16 protein-coding genes are annotated in these 17,272 nt (G+C 59.9%); 10 read left to right on the top strand and 6 right to left on the bottom strand.

Annotated features, from left to right (window positions below):
- Positions 1-434 precede the first annotated feature (434 nt).
- On the top strand, positions 435-803 hold the full coding sequence (locus tag PMI30_RS00075; protein WP_008015307.1) for a DUF6124 family protein: 369 nt from the start codon (positions 435-437) through the stop codon (positions 801-803).
- A gap of 208 nt (positions 804-1,011) precedes the next feature.
- Here the strand turns inward: PMI30_RS00075 and PMI30_RS00080 are convergent, their stop codons facing one another.
- Positions 1,012-1,731, bottom strand: coding sequence for an SIMPL domain-containing protein (locus PMI30_RS00080; protein ID WP_007901383.1), 720 nt, complete (start codon positions 1,729-1,731; stop codon positions 1,012-1,014).
- A gap of 376 nt (positions 1,732-2,107) precedes the next feature.
- Here PMI30_RS00080 and PMI30_RS00085 point away from each other — a divergent pair, with 376 nt between their 5' ends.
- The 4 genes from PMI30_RS00085 to PMI30_RS0130065 all read left to right on the top strand — a co-directional run bounded on the left by PMI30_RS00085 (position 2,108) and on the right by PMI30_RS0130065 (position 6,716).
- Positions 2,108-3,370, top strand: a complete 1,263-nt coding sequence (locus tag PMI30_RS00085; RefSeq protein WP_008015305.1) for an ATP-binding protein — start codon at positions 2,108-2,110, stop codon at positions 3,368-3,370.
- The gene (locus tag PMI30_RS00090) at positions 3,363-3,923 is read left to right on the top strand and encodes a response regulator transcription factor (RefSeq protein WP_007901386.1); all 561 of its coding nucleotides are present in this window, start codon (positions 3,363-3,365) and stop codon (positions 3,921-3,923) included. The genes PMI30_RS00085 and PMI30_RS00090 overlap by 8 nt, the downstream gene beginning before the upstream one ends.
- A gap of 96 nt (positions 3,924-4,019) precedes the next feature.
- On the top strand, positions 4,020-5,747 hold the full coding sequence (locus tag PMI30_RS00095; protein ID WP_008015304.1) for an ABC transporter ATP-binding protein/permease: 1,728 nt from the start codon (positions 4,020-4,022) through the stop codon (positions 5,745-5,747).
- 219 nt (positions 5,748-5,966) lie between these two features.
- Positions 5,967-6,716 carry a FadR/GntR family transcriptional regulator gene (locus tag PMI30_RS0130065; protein ID WP_032836338.1) on the top strand — a complete coding sequence of 250 codons (750 nt, stop codon included), beginning with the start codon at positions 5,967-5,969 and terminating at the stop codon, positions 6,714-6,716.
- A gap of 156 nt (positions 6,717-6,872) precedes the next feature.
- Here PMI30_RS0130065 and PMI30_RS00100 read toward each other — a convergent pair whose 3' ends face one another.
- Together PMI30_RS00100 and PMI30_RS00105 are read right to left on the bottom strand one after the other, a co-directional pair.
- Positions 6,873-7,064 carry a hypothetical protein gene (locus tag PMI30_RS00100; protein ID WP_008015300.1) on the bottom strand — a complete coding sequence of 64 codons (192 nt, stop codon included), beginning with the start codon at positions 7,062-7,064 and terminating at the stop codon, positions 6,873-6,875.
- 14 nt (positions 7,065-7,078) lie between these two features.
- On the bottom strand, positions 7,079-8,395 hold the full coding sequence (locus PMI30_RS00105) for a hypothetical protein (RefSeq protein WP_008015299.1): 1,317 nt from the start codon (positions 8,393-8,395) through the stop codon (positions 7,079-7,081).
- Positions 8,396-8,630: 235 nt separating this feature from the next.
- Between PMI30_RS00105 and kdgD the strand changes: the two genes are divergently transcribed.
- The 5 genes from kdgD (at position 8,631) to PMI30_RS00130 (ending at position 15,265) form a co-directional block, all read left to right on the top strand.
- The gene (kdgD, locus tag PMI30_RS00110) at positions 8,631-9,542 is read left to right on the top strand and encodes a 5-dehydro-4-deoxyglucarate dehydratase (RefSeq protein WP_008015297.1); all 912 of its coding nucleotides are present in this window, start codon (positions 8,631-8,633) and stop codon (positions 9,540-9,542) included.
- A 60-nt stretch (positions 9,543-9,602) separates the two neighbouring features.
- A complete protein-coding gene (locus PMI30_RS00115) occupies positions 9,603-11,048 on the top strand; it encodes an aldehyde dehydrogenase family protein (protein ID WP_008015296.1) in 1,446 nt (481 codons plus the stop codon).
- A 160-nt stretch (positions 11,049-11,208) separates the two neighbouring features.
- Positions 11,209-12,576: an MFS transporter gene (locus PMI30_RS00120; protein WP_008015294.1), complete on the top strand. Its 1,368-nt coding sequence runs from the start codon at positions 11,209-11,211 to the stop codon at positions 12,574-12,576.
- A gap of 11 nt (positions 12,577-12,587) precedes the next feature.
- Positions 12,588-14,141, top strand: coding sequence for a galactarate dehydratase (gene garD / locus PMI30_RS00125; RefSeq protein WP_008015292.1), 1,554 nt, complete (start codon positions 12,588-12,590; stop codon positions 14,139-14,141).
- A gap of 182 nt (positions 14,142-14,323) precedes the next feature.
- On the top strand, positions 14,324-15,265 hold the full coding sequence (locus tag PMI30_RS00130) for an AEC family transporter (protein ID WP_008015289.1): 942 nt from the start codon (positions 14,324-14,326) through the stop codon (positions 15,263-15,265).
- A gap of 129 nt (positions 15,266-15,394) precedes the next feature.
- On the opposite strand, the gene PMI30_RS00135 is transcribed toward PMI30_RS00130, so the two are convergent.
- From PMI30_RS00135 to PMI30_RS00145, 3 genes are read right to left on the bottom strand one after another with little or no spacing between them, the layout of a single operon-like run.
- Positions 15,395-15,775, bottom strand: a complete 381-nt coding sequence (locus PMI30_RS00135) for a carboxymuconolactone decarboxylase family protein (RefSeq protein WP_007901416.1) — start codon at positions 15,773-15,775, stop codon at positions 15,395-15,397.
- A complete protein-coding gene (locus PMI30_RS00140) occupies positions 15,772-16,833 on the bottom strand; it encodes a calcium/sodium antiporter (RefSeq protein ID WP_008015287.1) in 1,062 nt (353 codons plus the stop codon). The genes PMI30_RS00135 and PMI30_RS00140 overlap by 4 nt, the downstream gene beginning before the upstream one ends.
- A gap of 50 nt (positions 16,834-16,883) precedes the next feature.
- Complete coding sequence (locus PMI30_RS00145; RefSeq protein WP_008015285.1) at positions 16,884-17,258, bottom strand: septal ring lytic transglycosylase RlpA family protein; 375 nt, start codon at positions 17,256-17,258, stop codon at positions 16,884-16,886.
- Positions 17,259-17,272: the final 14 nt, after the last annotated feature.

The following is a 17,272-nucleotide window of genomic DNA, read 5'->3' as shown; positions in this document are numbered from 1 at the left end:
GAGCGAGGCTTGCCCGCGAAGACGGCCTGGCAGCCGACCAATCTCTCGCAGACATACGCCAACCCACTGTGGGAGCGAGCCTGCTCGCGATGGCGATAGGATAGACAGCGATGTTTATGGGGCAGCCAAAAGATCAGAACCTTCCCACAAGTCTTTCAGGTTGTGCGTCGGAAGTGGCCTCTCTAACCTTTGGCTGTCGCTGAAAACTCAGCGATCGGGTGTGAGAGCCCGGCAACTTATGGTCATCCAGTGTCTGTACACGCATAATCGCTGCCAGCTTATTCGCTGCCGGTAAATGCGTTATGGCGGCTGTGTGCGGGCGGACTTCGGTCCGGCCGGGTGTCCATAACCGGTCTTCTCACCTCGCACATAGCTGCCACCTCTTCGCCGTGTGAGAAGCGGCAAGTGGAGGCTCCAACGCTGGAGAATTACCAATGGACAAATTGATTCCCGACCCACCCTTCAACACAACGACACCCAACGCCGAAGCTTCGCGCACCGAAGAATTACTCAAAGACCGCGAAGCCATAAAACGCGCCCTCGACTACTACCTCGATCCCCCTGTCCCCTATGCCGCAAAATCCCGTCGTCCCAGCACGATGTATATGATCGCCCCCAACATGGATACCGAAAGCCTGCTGGTACAAGCCTGCGAGTCATTGGCCTCGGCCAGTGTCCTGGCCAGTGATTTCGCCACCCACCTGATCGGCCCGCAGCGCAATACAGTGTTGGCGATTCAGCAGATCATCATGCTGGCGGAGTTGGCGGTGAACCGGGCGTTGGATAACGTCGATCCGGTGTAGACCGCGTTATCGTTCATCGCGAGCAGGCTCGCTCCCACATGTGATCTGTGTCGTACACAAAATCCATGTACACCCTCAATTCCCTGTGGGAGCGAGCCTGCTCGCGATGGCGGCAGATTGTTCGCCAAAAAAGCCGACTGGCCTACGATGGGCATAAAAAAAACGGCGATCACTTTGGTGATCGCCGTTTTTTGTACGTGTTATCGAATCAAGGCATCAACACTTCAATCGCCCCATCCGCCGTCATGCTGACCTGGCTGGTGCCCGCTTCAACTTCTGGCGTCACCGGTGCCGAATCCATGCCGGCGGCGGCCTTCATCATCATTGGCCCGCGCATGTACGGTTGTGGATAACCGTTGCTGTTGAGGTTCAGGTTGACGATTTTGTAGCTCTTGCCGCCCAAGGCGTCGGTGGCCAGTTGGGCGCGGGCCTTGAAGGCGGTGACGGCTTCTTTGAGCAGGGCGTCTTCGCTGGCTTTGCGGGTTGGGGTGGCGATGGCGAAGTCCATGCCGCCCATTTTCAGGTCGGTGAGCAGTTCGCCGGTGAGTTTGGACAAGGCGGCGAAGTCCGAGCTTTCCAGGCGCAGTTCGGCGCGTTCGCGCCAGCCGGTGATTTTCTGGCCTTTGGTGTCGTAGATCGGGTAGCTGTTGCGGCTGCCCTGACGCAGGGTGATGTCTTTGACTTCTTTAGCCTGGGCCAGTGCTTTGTTCATGGTGGTGCTGACATCGGCGGCGAGTTTGGCCGGGTCGCTGTTTTGCTCTTCGGTGTAGAGGGTCACGATCATCAGGTCGCGGGCCACTTCCTGGCTGACTTCGGCGCGCAGGGAAATCTGGTTGTAATGCAGCTCGTCGACGGCCAGGGCCGGGAGGCTGGCGACGGTGCCAACGCTTAAGGCAAGAAGGGCGGCGCTGCGGCGCAATGTGTGCATGAAAAGCTCCTTGGACGGTGCGCAGGGGTTAAGGTCCGAACCTGCGTGAAACCATCAGACTCTAGCTTCAATGGTCCGGTTCGCACAGTTACAACTTCTATACAGATGGAATGCTGGTGACCCTGTGGCGAGGGGGCTTGCCCCCGTTGGACTGCGAAGCAGTCCTAAAACCAGTCACCATGTTTTATCAGACAAACCACATCAGTCTATCTGCGACTGCTGCGCAGCCGAACGGGGGCAAGCCCCCTCGCCACAGGGTTACTTCGTCGCAGATAGATCGCTGGTCACTGTGGTCGTTTGCCGCACTTTCGCCTCTCAGGCCCGTGGCTTGGTTATACTCCGTGCGATCCGCCTGGAGCGCTCATCAGGAGAGCTCATGCTCGCCCCCGTTCAAATCACTTCCGCCACTCGCCAGAACCTCTGGCGGCTCACGTTCATCCGCACGTTGGTGCTGGCCGCTCAGGCCGGTTCCGTAGGCCTGGCCTACTGGTTCGACCTGCTGCCGTTGCCCTGGCTGCAATTGGCGATCACCCTCGGTTTTTCCATGGTGCTCTGCGCGCTGACCGCGATTCGCCTGCGCACGTCGTGGCCGGTGACCGAGCTTGAATACGCCGTGCAACTGGCCTGCGACCTGTTTATCCACAGTGCCTTGCTGTACTTCTCCGGTGGTTCGACCAACCCGTTCGTCTCTTATTACCTGGTGCCGTTGACCATCGCCGCCGTGACCTTGCCGTGGCGCTATTCGGTGATTCTGTCGGGTAGCGCCCTGGCGCTGTATACGTTGCTGCTGGCGCGGTTCTATCCGCTGGAAACGTTCCCGATCGCCCGGGAGAACCTGCAGATCTACGGCATGTGGCTGAGCTTCGCCCTGGCGGCGGCGGTGATCACATTCTTCGCCGCCCGCATGGCCGAAGAGCTGCGTCGTCAGGAAGAATTGCGCGCCATTCGTCGCGAAGAAGGCCTGCGCGATCAGCAATTGCTGGCCGTCGCGACTCAGGCTGCCGGCGCTGCCCATGAACTGGGCACGCCGCTGGCGACCATGAGCGTGCTGCTCAAGGAAATGCGCCAGGATCATCCCGACCCGCTGCTGCAGGACGATTTGAGCGTGTTGCAGGATCAGGTCAAACTCTGCAAGGAGACCTTGCAGCAGTTGGTTCGGGCGGCGGAAGCCAATCGTCGCTTGGCGGTGGAGATGCAGGACGTCACCGACTGGCTTGACGAAGCCCTGAACCGCTGGCACTTGATGCGTCCGGAAGCCAGTTATCGCTTCCAGCGCCTGGGCCAGGGGACCGTGCCGCGCATGGCGCCGCCGCCGGACCTGACCCAGGCCCTGCTGAATTTGCTGAACAACGCCGCCGATGCTTGTCCCGAAGGCTTGCAAGTGACCCTGGACTGGAATGCCGAGGACTTGACCATCAGCATTCGTGACCACGGCGCCGGCGTGCCACTGGCTATTGCCGAGCAGATTGGCAAACCGTTTTTTACCACCAAGGGCAAAGGTTTCGGCCTGGGCCTGTTTTTGAGCAAGGCCAGCGTGACACGCGCCGGCGGCTCAGTGAAACTCTACAGTCATGAGGAAGGTGGCACGCTTACCGAGCTGCGCCTGCCCCGTGTCGCCCGAGGAGACGAACATGAGTGACGAGATCCAAGTTGAAGGCGAAGAACTGCCGCATTTGCTGCTGGTAGACGACGATGCAACCTTCACCCGCGTGATGGCCCGCGCCATGGCCCGCCGTGGTTTTCGCGTGAGTACCGCAGGGTCCGCCGAAGAAGGCCTGACCATCGCCCAGGCCGACATTCCGGATTACGCCGCCCTGGATCTGAAAATGGACGGCGATTCGGGTCTGGTGTTGTTGCCCAAACTGCTGGAACTCGACCCGGAAATGCGCGTGGTGATCCTCACGGGTTATTCGAGCATTGCCACCGCCGTCGAGGCGATCAAGCGCGGCGCCTGCAATTACCTGTGCAAACCGGCGGACGCCGATGACGTGCTGGCCGCGTTACTCTCCGAGCACGCCGACCTCGACACCCTGGTGCCGGAAAACCCGATGTCCGTGGACCGCCTCCAGTGGGAGCACATCCAGCGCGTATTGACCGAGCACGAAGGCAACATCTCCGCCACTGCCCGCGCCCTGGGCATGCACCGCCGCACGCTGCAGCGCAAACTGCAGAAGCGCCCGGTCCGTCGCTGAACGGGCGCTGAACGATTATCGCCAGCCCTCGCGATAACACGAACCGATCATTTATGATCGGCTCGTGTGTGTTCTTTTCTTTATCGAGCCTTTTCCATGAATCAGAACGCTGAATATTCCGCGGTCAACGATGCTGTGCGCGGGCAGTTTTTTCGCAAAGTCTGGGCGATGACCACGCCTTACTGGCGCAGCGAAGAGAAGGGCAAGGCCTGGACGTTGCTGATCGCGGTGATTGCGCTGTCGCTGTTCAGCGTGGCGATTTCGGTGTGGATCAACAGTTGGTACAAGGATTTCTACAACGCCCTGCAGAAGAAAGACGAAGCGGCGTTCTGGCAATTGATCCTGTATTTCTGTGGCATCGCCGCCGTGGCGATTCTCGGCGCGGTGTACAGGCTTTACCTGACCCAGATGCTGACCATTCGCTGGCGAGCCTGGCTCACCGAAAAGCATTTCGCTCGTTGGCTCGGCAACAAGAATTACTACCAGCTGGAGCAGGGCGGTTACACCGATAACCCGGACCAGCGGATTTCCGAAGACCTCAACAAGTTCACCACCAATACTCTGGGCCTGGGCCTTGGTTTGATCCGTAACGTCGTCAGCCTGGTGTCGTTTTCGATCATTCTATGGGGCGTGTCGGGCAGCATCGAAGTGTTTGGTTTCACGATCCCCGGCTACATGTTCTGGTGCGCACTGGTTTACGCCGCGGTCGGCAGTTGGCTGACGCATGTGATCGGTCGTCGCTTGATCGGCCTCAACAATAACCAGCAACGTTTCGAAGCCGACCTGCGTTTCTCCATGGTGCGGGTCCGTGAGAATGCCGAAAGCATTGCGCTGTACAACGGCGAGCCCAATGAGAATCGTCGTCTGAGCAGCCGCTTTGGCCTGGTCTGGCACAATTTCTGGGACATCATGAAAGTGTCCAAGCGCCTGACCTTCTTTACCTCCGGTTATGCCCAGATCGCAATTATTTTCCCGTTCATGGTCGCTGCGCCGCGTTACTTCGCCGGCAAGATCGAGCTCGGTGAGCTGATGCAAATCAACTCCGCGTTCGGCAACGTGCAGGAGAACTTCAGCTGGTTCATCAGCGCGTACCAGGACCTCGCCGAGTGGCGTGCCACTTGTGATCGTCTGCTGAGTTTCCGCCAGGCGATGACTGACAACGAAGAGCGTTCGCCAGCCATCGACGTGCAGAATCAAGGCTCGGCGTTGAAGGTGCACAACCTTGGCCTCGACCTCGCTGACGGTCGTCATCTGCTGACCAACGCCGACATGACCGTGGAGGAGGGCGAGCGCGTCATGCTCAGCGGTCGTTCTGGCAGCGGCAAATCGACGTTGCTGCGGGCGATGGGGCACCTTTGGCCGGCCGGCCACGGCAGCATCCGCCTGCCGACGGGGCGTTATCTGTTCCTGCCGCAAAAACCGTATCTGCCGATTGGCAGTCTGCGCGAGGCGCTGAGTTATCCACAGCCGGGCGATACCTACCCGAACGAGCGCTACGTCCACGTGCTGGAAACCTGCCGCTTGCCGCACCTGGTTTCGCGTCTGGATGAAGCCAACCACTGGCAGCGCATGCTCTCACCGGGTGAGCAGCAACGTCTGGCCTTCGCCCGTGCGCTGCTGTATGCGCCGCAATGGCTGTACATGGACGAAGCCACTTCGGCGATGGACGAAGAAGATGAAGCGTCGCTGTATCAGGCGTTGATCGATGAATTGCCGGGCTTGAGCATCGTCAGCGTCGGGCATCGCAGCAGCCTGAAGCGCTTCCATCCACGGCATGTGCGTATCGAGAATGGCCACTTGGTGGATCAGACCGTGACCGCCTGAACACCACCACCTCTGTAGGAGCGAGCTTTTGTGGCGAGGGGGCTTGCCCCCGTTGGGGCGCGAAGCGGCCCCAAGTTCAAGGGACTGCTGCGCAGTCCAACGGGGGCAAGCCCCCTAGCCACAGGCCTCCCACAAGGGCCGGCGTTCACCGACGGTGATCGTACAACCGCGTTGAGCTATGATGCGGATTCAGCCGCTTTTTCGAGAAAGACGTTCACCATGGAAAACCCGATCGACGCACCTCGCCTCCCTCGCAAGCGCCGCAGCCTCGCGCAGGAACTGGTGACGGTGCTGTCCGAGCAGATCCGCGACGGTCACCTCAAACGTGGCGACAAGTTGCCCACCGAGTCGGCGATCATGGATGCCCATGGCGTCAGCCGCACCGTGGTGCGCGAAGCGATTTCCCGTTTGCAGGCCGCAGGCCAAGTGGAAACCCGGCACGGCATCGGCACCTTCGTGCTCGATACCCCGAGCCCGAGCGGTTTCCGTATCGACCCGGCCACCGTGGTGACCTTGCGCGATGTGTTGGCGATTCTGGAATTGCGCATCAGCCTGGAAGTGGAATCCGCCGGCCTTGCCGCGCAACGTCGCAGCCCTGAGCAGTTGGCGTTGATGCGAGCGGCGCTGGACGCCCTCAACGAAAGCGTCTCCCACGCCAGCGATGCCGTGGCTTCCGATTTCCAGTTCCACCTGCAAATTGCCCTGGCCACCGGCAACCGCTACTTCACCGACATCATGACCCACCTGGGCACCAGCATTATTCCGCGCACACGCCTCAACTCCGCGCGCCTGGCCCATGACGACCAGCAGCACTACATGAATCGTCTGAGCCGTGAGCACGAAGAGATTTATGACGCAATTGCCCGCCAGGATTCCGATGCGGCGCGGGCGGCGATGCGGCTGCATTTGACGAATAGTCGCGAGCGGTTGCGCCAGGCGCATGAAGAGGCGCAAGCGCAGCGGGGATAGAGTTTCAGGTTGGGTGATTTGCTGCCTGACAGATAGCCATCGCGAGCAGGTTCGCTCCCACAGGGTTTTGTGTCGATCACAATAATGCGATCACACACCGATCCAATGTGGGAGCGAGCCTGCTCGCGATGAGGTCAGTGGCCTTCCTGGAATATGTCAGCCAGTCCTCAAAATCGAACGATCCACCCGCACCGCTAACTCAGCAGTCCCAGGTTTGGCATCGAACGCCACATGCCCGCGCTCATCCACAACCGCCCGGGCAATCGGCGAGCCCTTCGACAACAACTCCAGCGGCGCACCTTTCAGCGATTGGCCCGAAGCCAGTTCCAGTTTCAATTTGATAGTCATCAGTGATCTCCTTATCAGGCATTGGCCGCTGAATTCAGCACGCCGGTTGGTTTGTAGTCCTTGAGCAGCAGATAGGTGCTCCACCCCCACCAGTCATCAACGGTCGCGGTGTCGTTCAGGTTGTTGACGTCCTTGCGCCGCAACACCTTATTGCCCTCGACCTTGAACAGCGGCGAGAAATTGCCCGCCGGGTTCAATACCGCTTGCAGATCAGGCAGCTTTTTCAATGCAGCAAAGCTACCGGCCGACGGGGCGATGCCACTGAGGTACACCGCGAATATTTCATCCGCAGAGACCTGAACCGCTTGATTCACCTGGGCACGATTGGCGCTGTCGATGGCGTCGAAATAGCGTTTGTCGCCGTAGGCGCGCCAGCGCTCACCATTGCCATTGCTCACGTTGAGGCCGAACTTGCTGTCTTCGTCGTGCATGAAACGGGTAATCAACGAACCCAGATCACTCGGTGTGACCACTGCCGCCAACTGTTTGCGCGGTACTCGCAGGTGACCGGCGGAAAACAGGTCGGTCAGAGAGTGATCGGCAAAAGCGTTCATCGCATAGGCCAGCTCCAACTGCTTTTCATCGCCGCTGTTGTGGGCCAGTACCGCTTGTTGCAGCGCTGCCGTGTGGCCGGCGATGTAGGCCAGCAACGCCCATTCGCCAAAGTGATCGGCATTGTTGGCGGCCAGTTTCAGATAACGCCCCAAAGGGAACAGCGCCGAGACGAAACTGCCGCCACCGGTGATCTTGTTCCACTCTTCCGACAACGTATCACCTAGGGCGTCATAAGCCTCGTGAGGTTGTTTTCCGTCCCTGATCGCTTGATTGACGGCGGCGATTTCCTTCTGCATGACGCCGAGGATCAGCTTCGCCTCGGCATTTGAGGCTGGCAGTACCGCCAGGGAATTGAAGGCGTTGGCAAAGCGCTGGATTCGCTCGGCGGGTGTCGCGCCTTCGTTGATCGGTTGATCGGGAATTCCATAGAAATCCCCTCCCAGCGCGATGACCTGGCCATAGGTCAGCGCCAGCCCGTTGGGTAGATGCAGCTCTACCTGTGAGGCTGGAATAGCGGGGGCGTCCTTGATGAAACGCAACAAGGTGCTGTCGCCGATAGCGGTGTGTTCAGCACCCTCGAACCGCAGTTGCGGGCCTTTCAGGGTTTTTTTCGGTGAGGTGGGTTGCTGATTTTTGTGAGTGTGATGGCTGCCCGCGAGCAGCTTCAAAGTTTCGCCATCGCCAGAAATGGCGATGCCGTGCTCGGTAAAAAGATCATCCAGATCGGCAATGATCTGTCGGGTGTTTTCCTTCGGTTTTGCGTGTAGACCTGACATTTCTAGCTCCTTGATATGTCGTAGGTAGAGTCAATTTTAACTGTATGTATATACAGTTATTTCGACTATAGATGAGAACTTTCCTACGTCAAGGAATTACTTTTTCCGACGCAAATTTTGCGGCTCGCGATGAAATGCAGTTGACGGTTGTATTTTAAGTTGTACGATGACCTACAACTTCGGCGAAGGCTGAACGGTTTTTTCACACAACGTTGCTACCCAGGGTGTTCGAATAATGAATCCACAAGAACTGAAGTCCATCCTCTCTTCCGGCCTGCTGTCATTCCCGGTCACCGACTTCAATGCCCAGGGCGATTTCCATCGCGCGGGCTACATCAAGCGTCTCGAATGGCTGGCCCCATACGGCGCCTCGGCATTGTTCGCTGCGGGCGGCACCGGTGAGTTCTTCTCTCTGGCGGCCAGCGAATATTCGGAAATCATCAAGACTGCCGTCGATACCTGCGCCACCAGCGTGCCGATTCTGGCCGGTGTCGGTGGCGCCACTCGCCAGGCCATCGAATACGCACAGGAAGCCGAGCGTCTGGGCGCCAAAGGCTTGTTGCTGCTGCCGCACTACCTGACCGAAGCCAGCCAGGACGGCGTTGCCGCCCACGTTGAAGCGGTGTGCAAATCAGTGAAGATCGGCGTGGTGGTTTACAACCGCAACGTCTGCCGCCTGACCGCGCCACTGCTGGAGCGCCTGGCCGAGCGCTGCCCGAACCTGATCGGTTACAAGGATGGTCTGGGCGATATCGAGTTGATGGTGTCGATCCGTCGCCGCCTCGGCGATCGCTTCAGCTACCTGGGCGGTTTGCCGACCGCTGAAGTCTACGCCGCTGCCTACAAGGCTTTGGGCGTACCGGTGTACTCGTCGGCGGTGTTCAACTTCATCCCGAAAACCGCGATGGATTTCTACCATGCGATCGCTCGCGAAGATCATGCCACCGTCGGCAAGATCATCGACGACTTCTTCCTGCCGTACCTGGACATCCGCAACCGCAAGGCCGGTTACGCCGTGAGCATCGTCAAGGCCGGGGCAAAAATTGCAGGCTATGACGCAGGTCCTGTGCGTGCGCCGCTGACCGATCTGACGGGCGAAGAGTACGAAATGCTCGCCGCGCTGATCGACAAGCAAGGTGCGCAATAACACTCGATAAAACCAGGGCCGCTGAGCAATCAGCGGCTTTTTGCGTGAGGAGATCTTCAAGTGGCTGATGCAAAGCGTTTCGATAACTACATCAACGGCGAATGGGTGAAGGGCAGTGATTACTGCGCCAACATCAACCCGTCTGAGCTGAGCGATACCATCGGCGAATACGCCAAGGCTGATCTGGTTCAGGTCCACGCCGCCATCGACGCCGCTCGCGCCGCGTTCCCGGCCTGGTCCACTTCCGGCATCCAGGCTCGCCACGATTCACTGGATAAAGTCGGCACTGAGATCCTCGCCCGCCGCGAAGAGCTCGGCACGTTGCTGGCCCGGGAAGAGGGCAAGACCCTGCCCGAAGCCATCGGCGAAGTGACCCGCGCCGGTAACATCTTCAAGTTTTTCGCCGGTGAATGCCTGCGCCTGTCCGGTGACTACCTGCCGTCGGTGCGTCCGGGCGTCAACGTTGAAGTCACTCGCGAAGCCCTGGGCGTGGTTGGTCTGATCACCCCGTGGAACTTCCCGATTGCCATCCCTGCGTGGAAAATCGCCCCGGCCCTGGCCTACGGCAACTGCGTGGTGCTGAAACCCGCGGACCTGGTTCCGGGTTGCGCCTGGGCCCTGGCTGAAATCATCTCCCGCGCAGGCTTCCCGGCCGGCGTGTTCAACCTGGTGATGGGCAGCGGTCGCGTGGTTGGCGATGCGCTGGTGCAGAGCCCGAAAGTCGACGGCATCAGCTTCACCGGCTCCGTGGGCGTGGGTCGCCAGATCGCTGTTAGCTGCGTGTCGCGTCAGGCCAAGGTTCAGCTGGAAATGGGCGGCAAGAACCCGCAGATCATTCTCGATGACGCCGACCTCAAGCAAGCGGTCGAGCTGTCGGTACAGAGCGCGTTCTATTCCACCGGCCAGCGTTGCACTGCCTCGAGCCGCTTCATCGTCACCGCCGGGATTCACGACAAATTCGTCGAAGCCATGGCCGAGCGCATGAAGTCGATCAAGGTTGGCCACGCGCTGAAAACCGGCACTGATATCGGTCCGGTTGTCTCGCAGGCTCAGCTTGAACAAGACATGAAGTACATCGACATCGGCCAGTCCGAAGGTGCGCGCCTGGTCAGTGGCGGTGGTCTGGTGACGTGCGACACCGAAGGCTACTTCCTCGCGCCGACGTTGTTTGCCGAAAGCACAGCGGCGATGCGTATCAGCCGCGAAGAGATCTTCGGCCCGGTGGCCAACGTGGTTCGCGTCGCGGACTACGAGGCAGCGCTGGCCATGGCCAACGACACCGAGTTCGGTCTGTCGGCGGGTATCGCCACCACATCGCTGAAGTACGCCAACCACTTCAAACGCCACTCCCAGGCCGGGATGGTGATGGTCAACCTGCCGACCGCCGGTGTGGATTACCACGTTCCGTTCGGTGGGCGTAAAGGTTCATCCTATGGATCACGTGAGCAAGGTCGCTATGCACAAGAGTTTTACACGGTCGTGAAGACCAGCTACATCGGCTCCTGATACACGCAATACCTGTGGGAGCTGGCCTGCCAGCGATAGCATCATCGCGGTGTGACTGACACACCGAGTGGCCTGTATCGCTGGCAGGCCAGCTCCCACAAAAGACAGATCAAAGAAGCTTCACCCGCGCATAAAAATAATCAGTGGGAGTACATCTACAATGCAATCGACCAAGCCGACTCACGTCCGCTATTTGATCCTGCTCATGCTGTTTCTGGTGACCACGATCAACTACGCCGACCGGGCTACCATCGCAATCGCCGGCTCCAGCCTGCAAAAAGACCTCGGCATCGACGCGGTCACCCTCGGTTATATCTTCTCCGCATTCGGTTGGGCCTACGTGGCCGGGCAAATTCCCGGTGGCTGGCTGCTGGACCGTTTCGGTTCGAAAAAAATCTACGCGCTGAGCATCTTCACCTGGTCGCTGTTCACCGTGCTGCAGGGTTATGTCGGTGAGTTCGGCATGTCCACGGCGGTGGTTGCGCTGTTCATGCTGCGCTTTTTGGTGGGCCTGGCCGAAGCGCCATCCTTCCCCGGCAACGCACGCATCGTGGCGGCCTGGTTCCCGACCGCTGAGCGCGGTACAGCGTCTGCGATCTTCAACTCGGCGCAATACTTTGCCACCGTGTTGTTCGCGCCGCTGATGGGCTGGATCGTCTATAGCTTCGGCTGGCAGCACGTGTTCATCGTCATGGGGGTGATCGGCATCATCTTCTCGGGGATCTGGCTGAAGGTGATCTACAGCCCGCGCCAGCACCCGATGATCAACGACGCCGAGTTCAAGCACATCGCCGACAACGGCGGCATGGTCGACATGGACCAGGACAAAGGCAAAGGCAAAAAAGGCGACGGTCCGAAGTGGGACTACATCCGCCAACTGCTCACCAACCGCATGATGCTCGGCGTGTATCTGGGCCAGTACTGCATCAACGGCATCACTTACTTCTTCCTCACCTGGTTCCCGGTGTACCTGGTGCAGGAGCGCGGCATGACCATCCTCAAGGCCGGTTTCATTGCCTCGTTGCCAGCGATCTGCGGGTTTATCGGTGGGGTGCTTGGCGGGGTGATTTCCGATTACCTGCTGCGCAAAGGTCACTCGCTGACCTTCGCCCGCAAGGCGCCGATCATCGCCGGCCTGCTGGTTTCCAGTAGCATCGTGGCTTGCAACTATGTAGACGTGGAATGGATGGTCGTCGGCTTCATGGCCCTGGCATTCTTCGGCAAAGGCGTGGGCGCGTTGGGCTGGGCCGTGGTGTCCGACACCTCGCCGAAACAGATCGCCGGTCTCAGCGGTGGCCTGTTCAACACCTTCGGCAACATTGCGTCGATCACCACGCCGATCGTTATCGGTTACATCATCAGCTCCACCGGTTCGTTCAAATGGGCGCTGGTGTTTGTCGGCTGCAACGCGCTGGTAGCCGTCTTCAGCTATCTGGTGATCGTTGGCCCGATCAAACGTGTGGTACTCAAAGAGCCGCCTGTCAGCGGTCCTGAAACCAACAATAAGTTATCTGAAGCGCATTCCTGAGGAGCGGCGTCATGCAGTTGATTGAACATTCCGACTCGCCGCGCTACATCCGCCTGCACGAGCGGGACAATGTGGTGATCGTGGTCAACGATCAGGGCGTACCGGCCGGCACGGAATTCCCCGATGGCTTGGTCACCGTGGATTTCGTGCCGCAGAGCCACAAGGTCACTCTCGAGGACATTCCCGAGGGCGGCCAGGTGATTCGTTATGGCCAGACCATTGGCTATGCGTTGCAGCCGATTCCTCGTGGCAGCTGGGTCAAGGAAGATCAACTGCGCATGCCAACCGCGCCACCGCTGGACAGCTTGCCGCTGTCCACCGAAGTGCCGGCCGCGCAGGCACCGCTGGAAGGCTTCACTTTCGAGGGTTATCGCAACGCCGACGGCACCGTCGGCACGCGCAACATTCTCGGCATCACCACCACGGTGCAATGCGTTACCGGGGTGCTTGATCACGCGGTAAAACGCATCAAGGACGAACTGCTGCCCAAGTACCCGAACGTCGATGACGTGGTGGCGCTGACCCACAGTTACGGCTGCGGCGTGGCGATCACCGCCACCGACGCATACATCCCGATTCGCACCGTGCGTAACCTGGCGCGCAACCCGAACCTGGGTGGCGAAGCGCTGGTGATCAGCCTGGGCTGCGAGAAATTGCAGGCCGGGCAAGTGATGCACGAGAACGATAGTTCGGTGGATCTGAGCGAGCCGTGGTTGTACCGCTTGCAGGATTCCAGCCACGGTTTTACCGAGATGATCGAGCAGATCATGGCGCTGGCCGAGACACGTTTGAAGAAGCTCGATCTGCGTCGTCGGGAAACCGTGCCGGCGTCCGAGCTGATCCTCGGCATGCAGTGCGGTGGCAGCGATGCGTTCTCTGGCATCACTGCCAACCCGGCGCTCGGTTACGCCTCGGACCTGTTGCTGCGGGCCGGTGCGACGGTGATGTTTTCTGAAGTCACCGAAGTGCGCGACGCGATTTACCTGCTGACATCCCGCGCCGAAACCGAGGAAGTGGCTCAGGAACTGGTGCGGGAGATGGACTGGTACGACCGTTACCTGGCCAAGGGCGAAGCGGATCGTAGCGCCAACACCACGCCGGGGAACAAGAAGGGCGGGTTGTCGAACATTGTCGAGAAGTCCTTGGGCTCAATCGTCAAATCCGGCAGCAGCGCGATCAATGGGGTGCTTGGCCCTGGCGAGCGATTCAAGCGCAAAGGGCTGATTTTCTGCGCGACCCCGGCCAGTGATTTTGTCTGCGGGACGTTGCAGTTGGCGGCGGGGATGAACCTGCATGTGTTCACCACCGGGAGGGGGACGCCTTATGGGTTGGCGATGGCACCGGTGGTGAAGGTCTCGACCCGGACCGAACTGGCGCAACGCTGGCCGGATTTGATCGATATCGATGCCGGGCGAATTGCTACCGGGCGGGCGTCGATTGAAGAGCTTGGCTGGGAGTTGTTCCACTACTATCTGGACGTGGCCAGCGGCAAGAAACAGACGTGGGCGGAGCAGCATAAGCTGCATAACGACATTACCTTGTTCAACCCTGCGCCTATCACCTGAGACCGAGTTATCGTTCTTCGCGGGCAAGCCTCGCTCCTACAGGATCGCGTCGTACGTATTTTCCGCGAACGACATAAAGCTGTAGGAGCGAGGCTTGCCCGCGAAGGCGTTCTACCAGACGCCAACGTCCCCAGTGGCTTATCATTAGCCCCCTAACGACGCCCACCCAAGGTTCTCCCGGCATGCTGGCTATTTTCCTCGAAACCCTGAACATCACCGCGCCGGTGTTTGCCATGCTGTTTCTGGGGGCGCTGCTCAAGCGCATCGACTGGATCAACGACAACTTCATTCATACCGCGTCGGCCCTGGTGTTCAACGTCACCATGCCGGCGTTGCTGTTTCTGGGCATCTTGCATGCCGACCTGCATGCCGCACTGCAACCGGCGCTGCTGATCTACTTCTCGGTCGCGACGCTGCTGTGTTTTGCGATTGCCTGGGGCTGGGCGATCTGGAAATGCCCGCGGGAAGACCGGGGCATCTATACCCAGGGCGCGTTTCGCGGCAACAACGGCGTTATCGGTCTGGCCCTTGCGGCGAGCATGTACGGCGACTACGGGATTTCCCTCGGGGCCATTCTCGCGGCGCTGGTGATCCTGTTTTACAACACGCTCTCGACCATCGTGCTGGCGGTCTATAGCCCGGTGATCAAGTCTGACCCGTGGAGCATCTGCAAAAGTGTGATGGTCAACCCGCTGATCATCAGCGTGTTTACGGCGGCGCCGTTTGCCTATTTCAAGATCGGTTTGCCGGGGTGGCTGGAAACGTCCGGCCAGTACCTGGCGCAAACCACCTTGCCGTTGGCGCTGATCTGCATCGGTGGCACGTTGTCGCTGGCGGCGATGCGCAAAAGCGGCACCATGGCGCTGAGTTCAAGCCTGGTGAAGATGATCGGCCTGCCGGTGCTGGCGACGCTTGGCGCCTGGCTCTGGGGTTTTCGCGGGGCGGAGTTGGGAATTCTGTTTCTGTACTTCGGCAGCCCGACCGCTGCGGCCAGTTTCGTCATGGCTCGGCAGGCCAACGGCAATCATGAACTGGCGGCGGCGATCATCGTGATTACCACGCTGATGGCGGCGGTCACCACCAACATCGGGATCTTTTTGTTGCAGTGGGGTGGGTGGATTTAGCCGAAGGTTTTGCGGTGTTCTTCAGGGCCTCATCGCGAGCAGGCTCGCTCCCACAGGGGAATGCATTCCAAATGTGGGAGCGAGCCTGCTCGCGATGGCAATCTTTCTAGCACTACAAACGCCAGGTTGTTACTCCGGCTTCTGGTAGCTATCTATCACTTCCTGCGCCGCCCGAAAGGCATCGATCGCCGCCGGCACGCCGGCATACACCGCACAATGCAGCAGCGCTTCGCGAATCTCTTCCACGGTGCAGCCGTTGTTCAGCGCACCGCGCACATGGCCTTTCAATTCTTGCGGGCACTTCAACGCGGTCAGCGCGGCGAGGGTGATCAGGCTGCGGGTTTTCAGCGGCAGACCTTCGCGATTCCACACACCGCCCCAAGCGTGTTCGTTGACGAAGTCCTGCAACGGTTGGGTGAACTCGGTGGCGTTGCCCAAGGCGCGGTCGACGAAAGCGTCGCCCATCACTTGGCGGCGGACTTCGACGCCAGGTTTCTTATTGTCAGTCATGGCAATTCCCTCTTGTGGTGTTGGCGACGCCAGGCGCGTAGCGAGGTGAACAGCAAAAACGCCACCAGCGCCGGCAGGACGAAAAACAGCATCAGGTGTTCAAGTTTGCCGGCCAGCGGCATTCCCGTGGTAAATGACACCACGTGCAGCCCATAGGCCAGGTACAAACCCAAGAACAGCAGGCCCTCGGCGCGCGTCACCCGGTAGCCGGAATAGAACACCGGCAGGCACAGCACCGCGACACCGAGCATCACTGGCAGGTCGAAATCCAGGGCATTGGGCGAGACCGACAGCGGCGACGGCGCGATCAATGCGGTAAGCCCGAGCACGCCCAAGAGGTTGAACAGGTTGCTGCCGATCACGTTGCCCACTGCGATGTCCCGCTGACCGCGCAACGCGGCGATCAACGAAGTGGCCAGCTCCGGCAGGGAAGTGCTGACGGCGACGATGGTCAGACCGATGATCCGCTCCGACAAGCCCAGGTCGGTCGCGACCGCCACCGCGGCGCCGAGCAGCAGGTGCCCGGCGAACACCAGCATCGCCAGCCCGGCGACAATCAGCAGCAGGCTGCTGAACCACGGTGCCTGCGGTGCGTCATGAGCGCCCGATGGCGGACGGGCCGAGTGCCGCGACTGGCGCAGCAGCAAACCCAGGTACAGCACCAGCGCACCCAGCAGAATAATGCCGTCTGTGCGGTTCAATTCTTCGTTCCACGCCAGTACGAACACCAACAGGCTGGCACCGATCATCAGCGGAATATCCAGGCGCACCAATTGCCGCGAAACCCGCAGCGGAATAATCAGCGCCGAGAGCCCGAGGGTGACGAGGATGTTGAAGATGCTGCTGCCGATCACGCTGCCGACGGCGATGTCGGCGTTTTGCGCCAGGGTGGCTTGCAGGCTGACCGCCATCTGCGGCGCACTGCTGCCGAGGGCCACGATGGTCAGGCCGATGATCAGCGGCCGCACATGCAGTCGCGCGGCCAGGCGCACGGCGGCGCGCACCATCAATTCGGCACCGGCGATCAGCAAAAACAGACCGCAGAACAATTCAATCACGCTGATCAGGGGTAAATCGGCAAGTCCGAAAATAGTCAGCGCTCCGTCTATCAGTCGTCTAGGGCTTGCACGCGAACCTTCGCGGTGCCACTGCGCAGCATGCCCAACTGTTCGGCCGCTTCACGTGACACGTCGATCAGGCGCCCGCGAGAGTATGGCCCGCGGTCGTTGACGCGCACCACGCAGGACCTGTCGTTATTCAGGTTGGTAATCTTCAGCCGGGTGCCGAACGGCAACTGGCGATGGGCGGCGGTCAGGCCGTGCTGGTTGAAACGCTCGCCGCTGGCGGTGCGTTTGCCATGGTGTTTGGCGCCGTAATACGAAGCTACGCCGGTCTTGTCGTAGCCGTGTGGATCGATGGTATCCGTACTGGCACAACCGGCCAGCAGAGAGAGCAGGGCGCAGGCACTGAGCAGACGCTTCATTTAGAAAGCTCCCA

Origin of the sequence: Pseudomonas sp. GM50, from assembly GCF_000282375.1 — a bacterium.
Lineage (GTDB): Bacteria > Pseudomonadota > Gammaproteobacteria > Pseudomonadales > Pseudomonadaceae > Aquipseudomonas.
The sequence above is the reverse complement of the archived record's forward strand: the minus strand, read 5'-3'. Positions and strand labels throughout refer to the sequence as shown.

What these genes read in the sequence shown, in the direction of transcription:
- PMI30_RS00075 (WP_008015307.1), top strand. Translation starts at nt 435, where the DNA reads ATGGACAAATTGATTCCCGACCCACCCTTCAACACAACGACACCCAAC.
- PMI30_RS00080 (WP_007901383.1), bottom strand. Translation starts at nt 1,731, where the DNA reads ATGCACACATTGCGCCGCAGCGCCGCCCTTCTTGCCTTAAGCGTTGGC.
- PMI30_RS00085 (WP_008015305.1), top strand. Translation starts at nt 2,108, where the DNA reads ATGCTCGCCCCCGTTCAAATCACTTCCGCCACTCGCCAGAACCTCTGG.
- PMI30_RS00090 (WP_007901386.1), top strand. Translation starts at nt 3,363, where the DNA reads ATGAGTGACGAGATCCAAGTTGAAGGCGAAGAACTGCCGCATTTGCTG.
- PMI30_RS00095 (WP_008015304.1), top strand. Translation starts at nt 4,020, where the DNA reads ATGAATCAGAACGCTGAATATTCCGCGGTCAACGATGCTGTGCGCGGG.
- PMI30_RS0130065 (WP_032836338.1), top strand. Translation starts at nt 5,967, where the DNA reads ATGGAAAACCCGATCGACGCACCTCGCCTCCCTCGCAAGCGCCGCAGC.
- PMI30_RS00100 (WP_008015300.1), bottom strand. Translation starts at nt 7,064, where the DNA reads ATGACTATCAAATTGAAACTGGAACTGGCTTCGGGCCAATCGCTGAAA.
- PMI30_RS00105 (WP_008015299.1), bottom strand. Translation starts at nt 8,395, where the DNA reads ATGTCAGGTCTACACGCAAAACCGAAGGAAAACACCCGACAGATCATT.
- kdgD (WP_008015297.1), top strand. Translation starts at nt 8,631, where the DNA reads ATGAATCCACAAGAACTGAAGTCCATCCTCTCTTCCGGCCTGCTGTCA.
- PMI30_RS00120 (WP_008015294.1), top strand. Translation starts at nt 11,209, where the DNA reads ATGCAATCGACCAAGCCGACTCACGTCCGCTATTTGATCCTGCTCATG.
- garD (WP_008015292.1), top strand. Translation starts at nt 12,588, where the DNA reads ATGCAGTTGATTGAACATTCCGACTCGCCGCGCTACATCCGCCTGCAC.
- PMI30_RS00130 (WP_008015289.1), top strand. Translation starts at nt 14,324, where the DNA reads ATGCTGGCTATTTTCCTCGAAACCCTGAACATCACCGCGCCGGTGTTT.
- PMI30_RS00135 (WP_007901416.1), bottom strand. Translation starts at nt 15,775, where the DNA reads ATGACTGACAATAAGAAACCTGGCGTCGAAGTCCGCCGCCAAGTGATG.
- PMI30_RS00145 (WP_008015285.1), bottom strand. Translation starts at nt 17,258, where the DNA reads ATGAAGCGTCTGCTCAGTGCCTGCGCCCTGCTCTCTCTGCTGGCCGGT.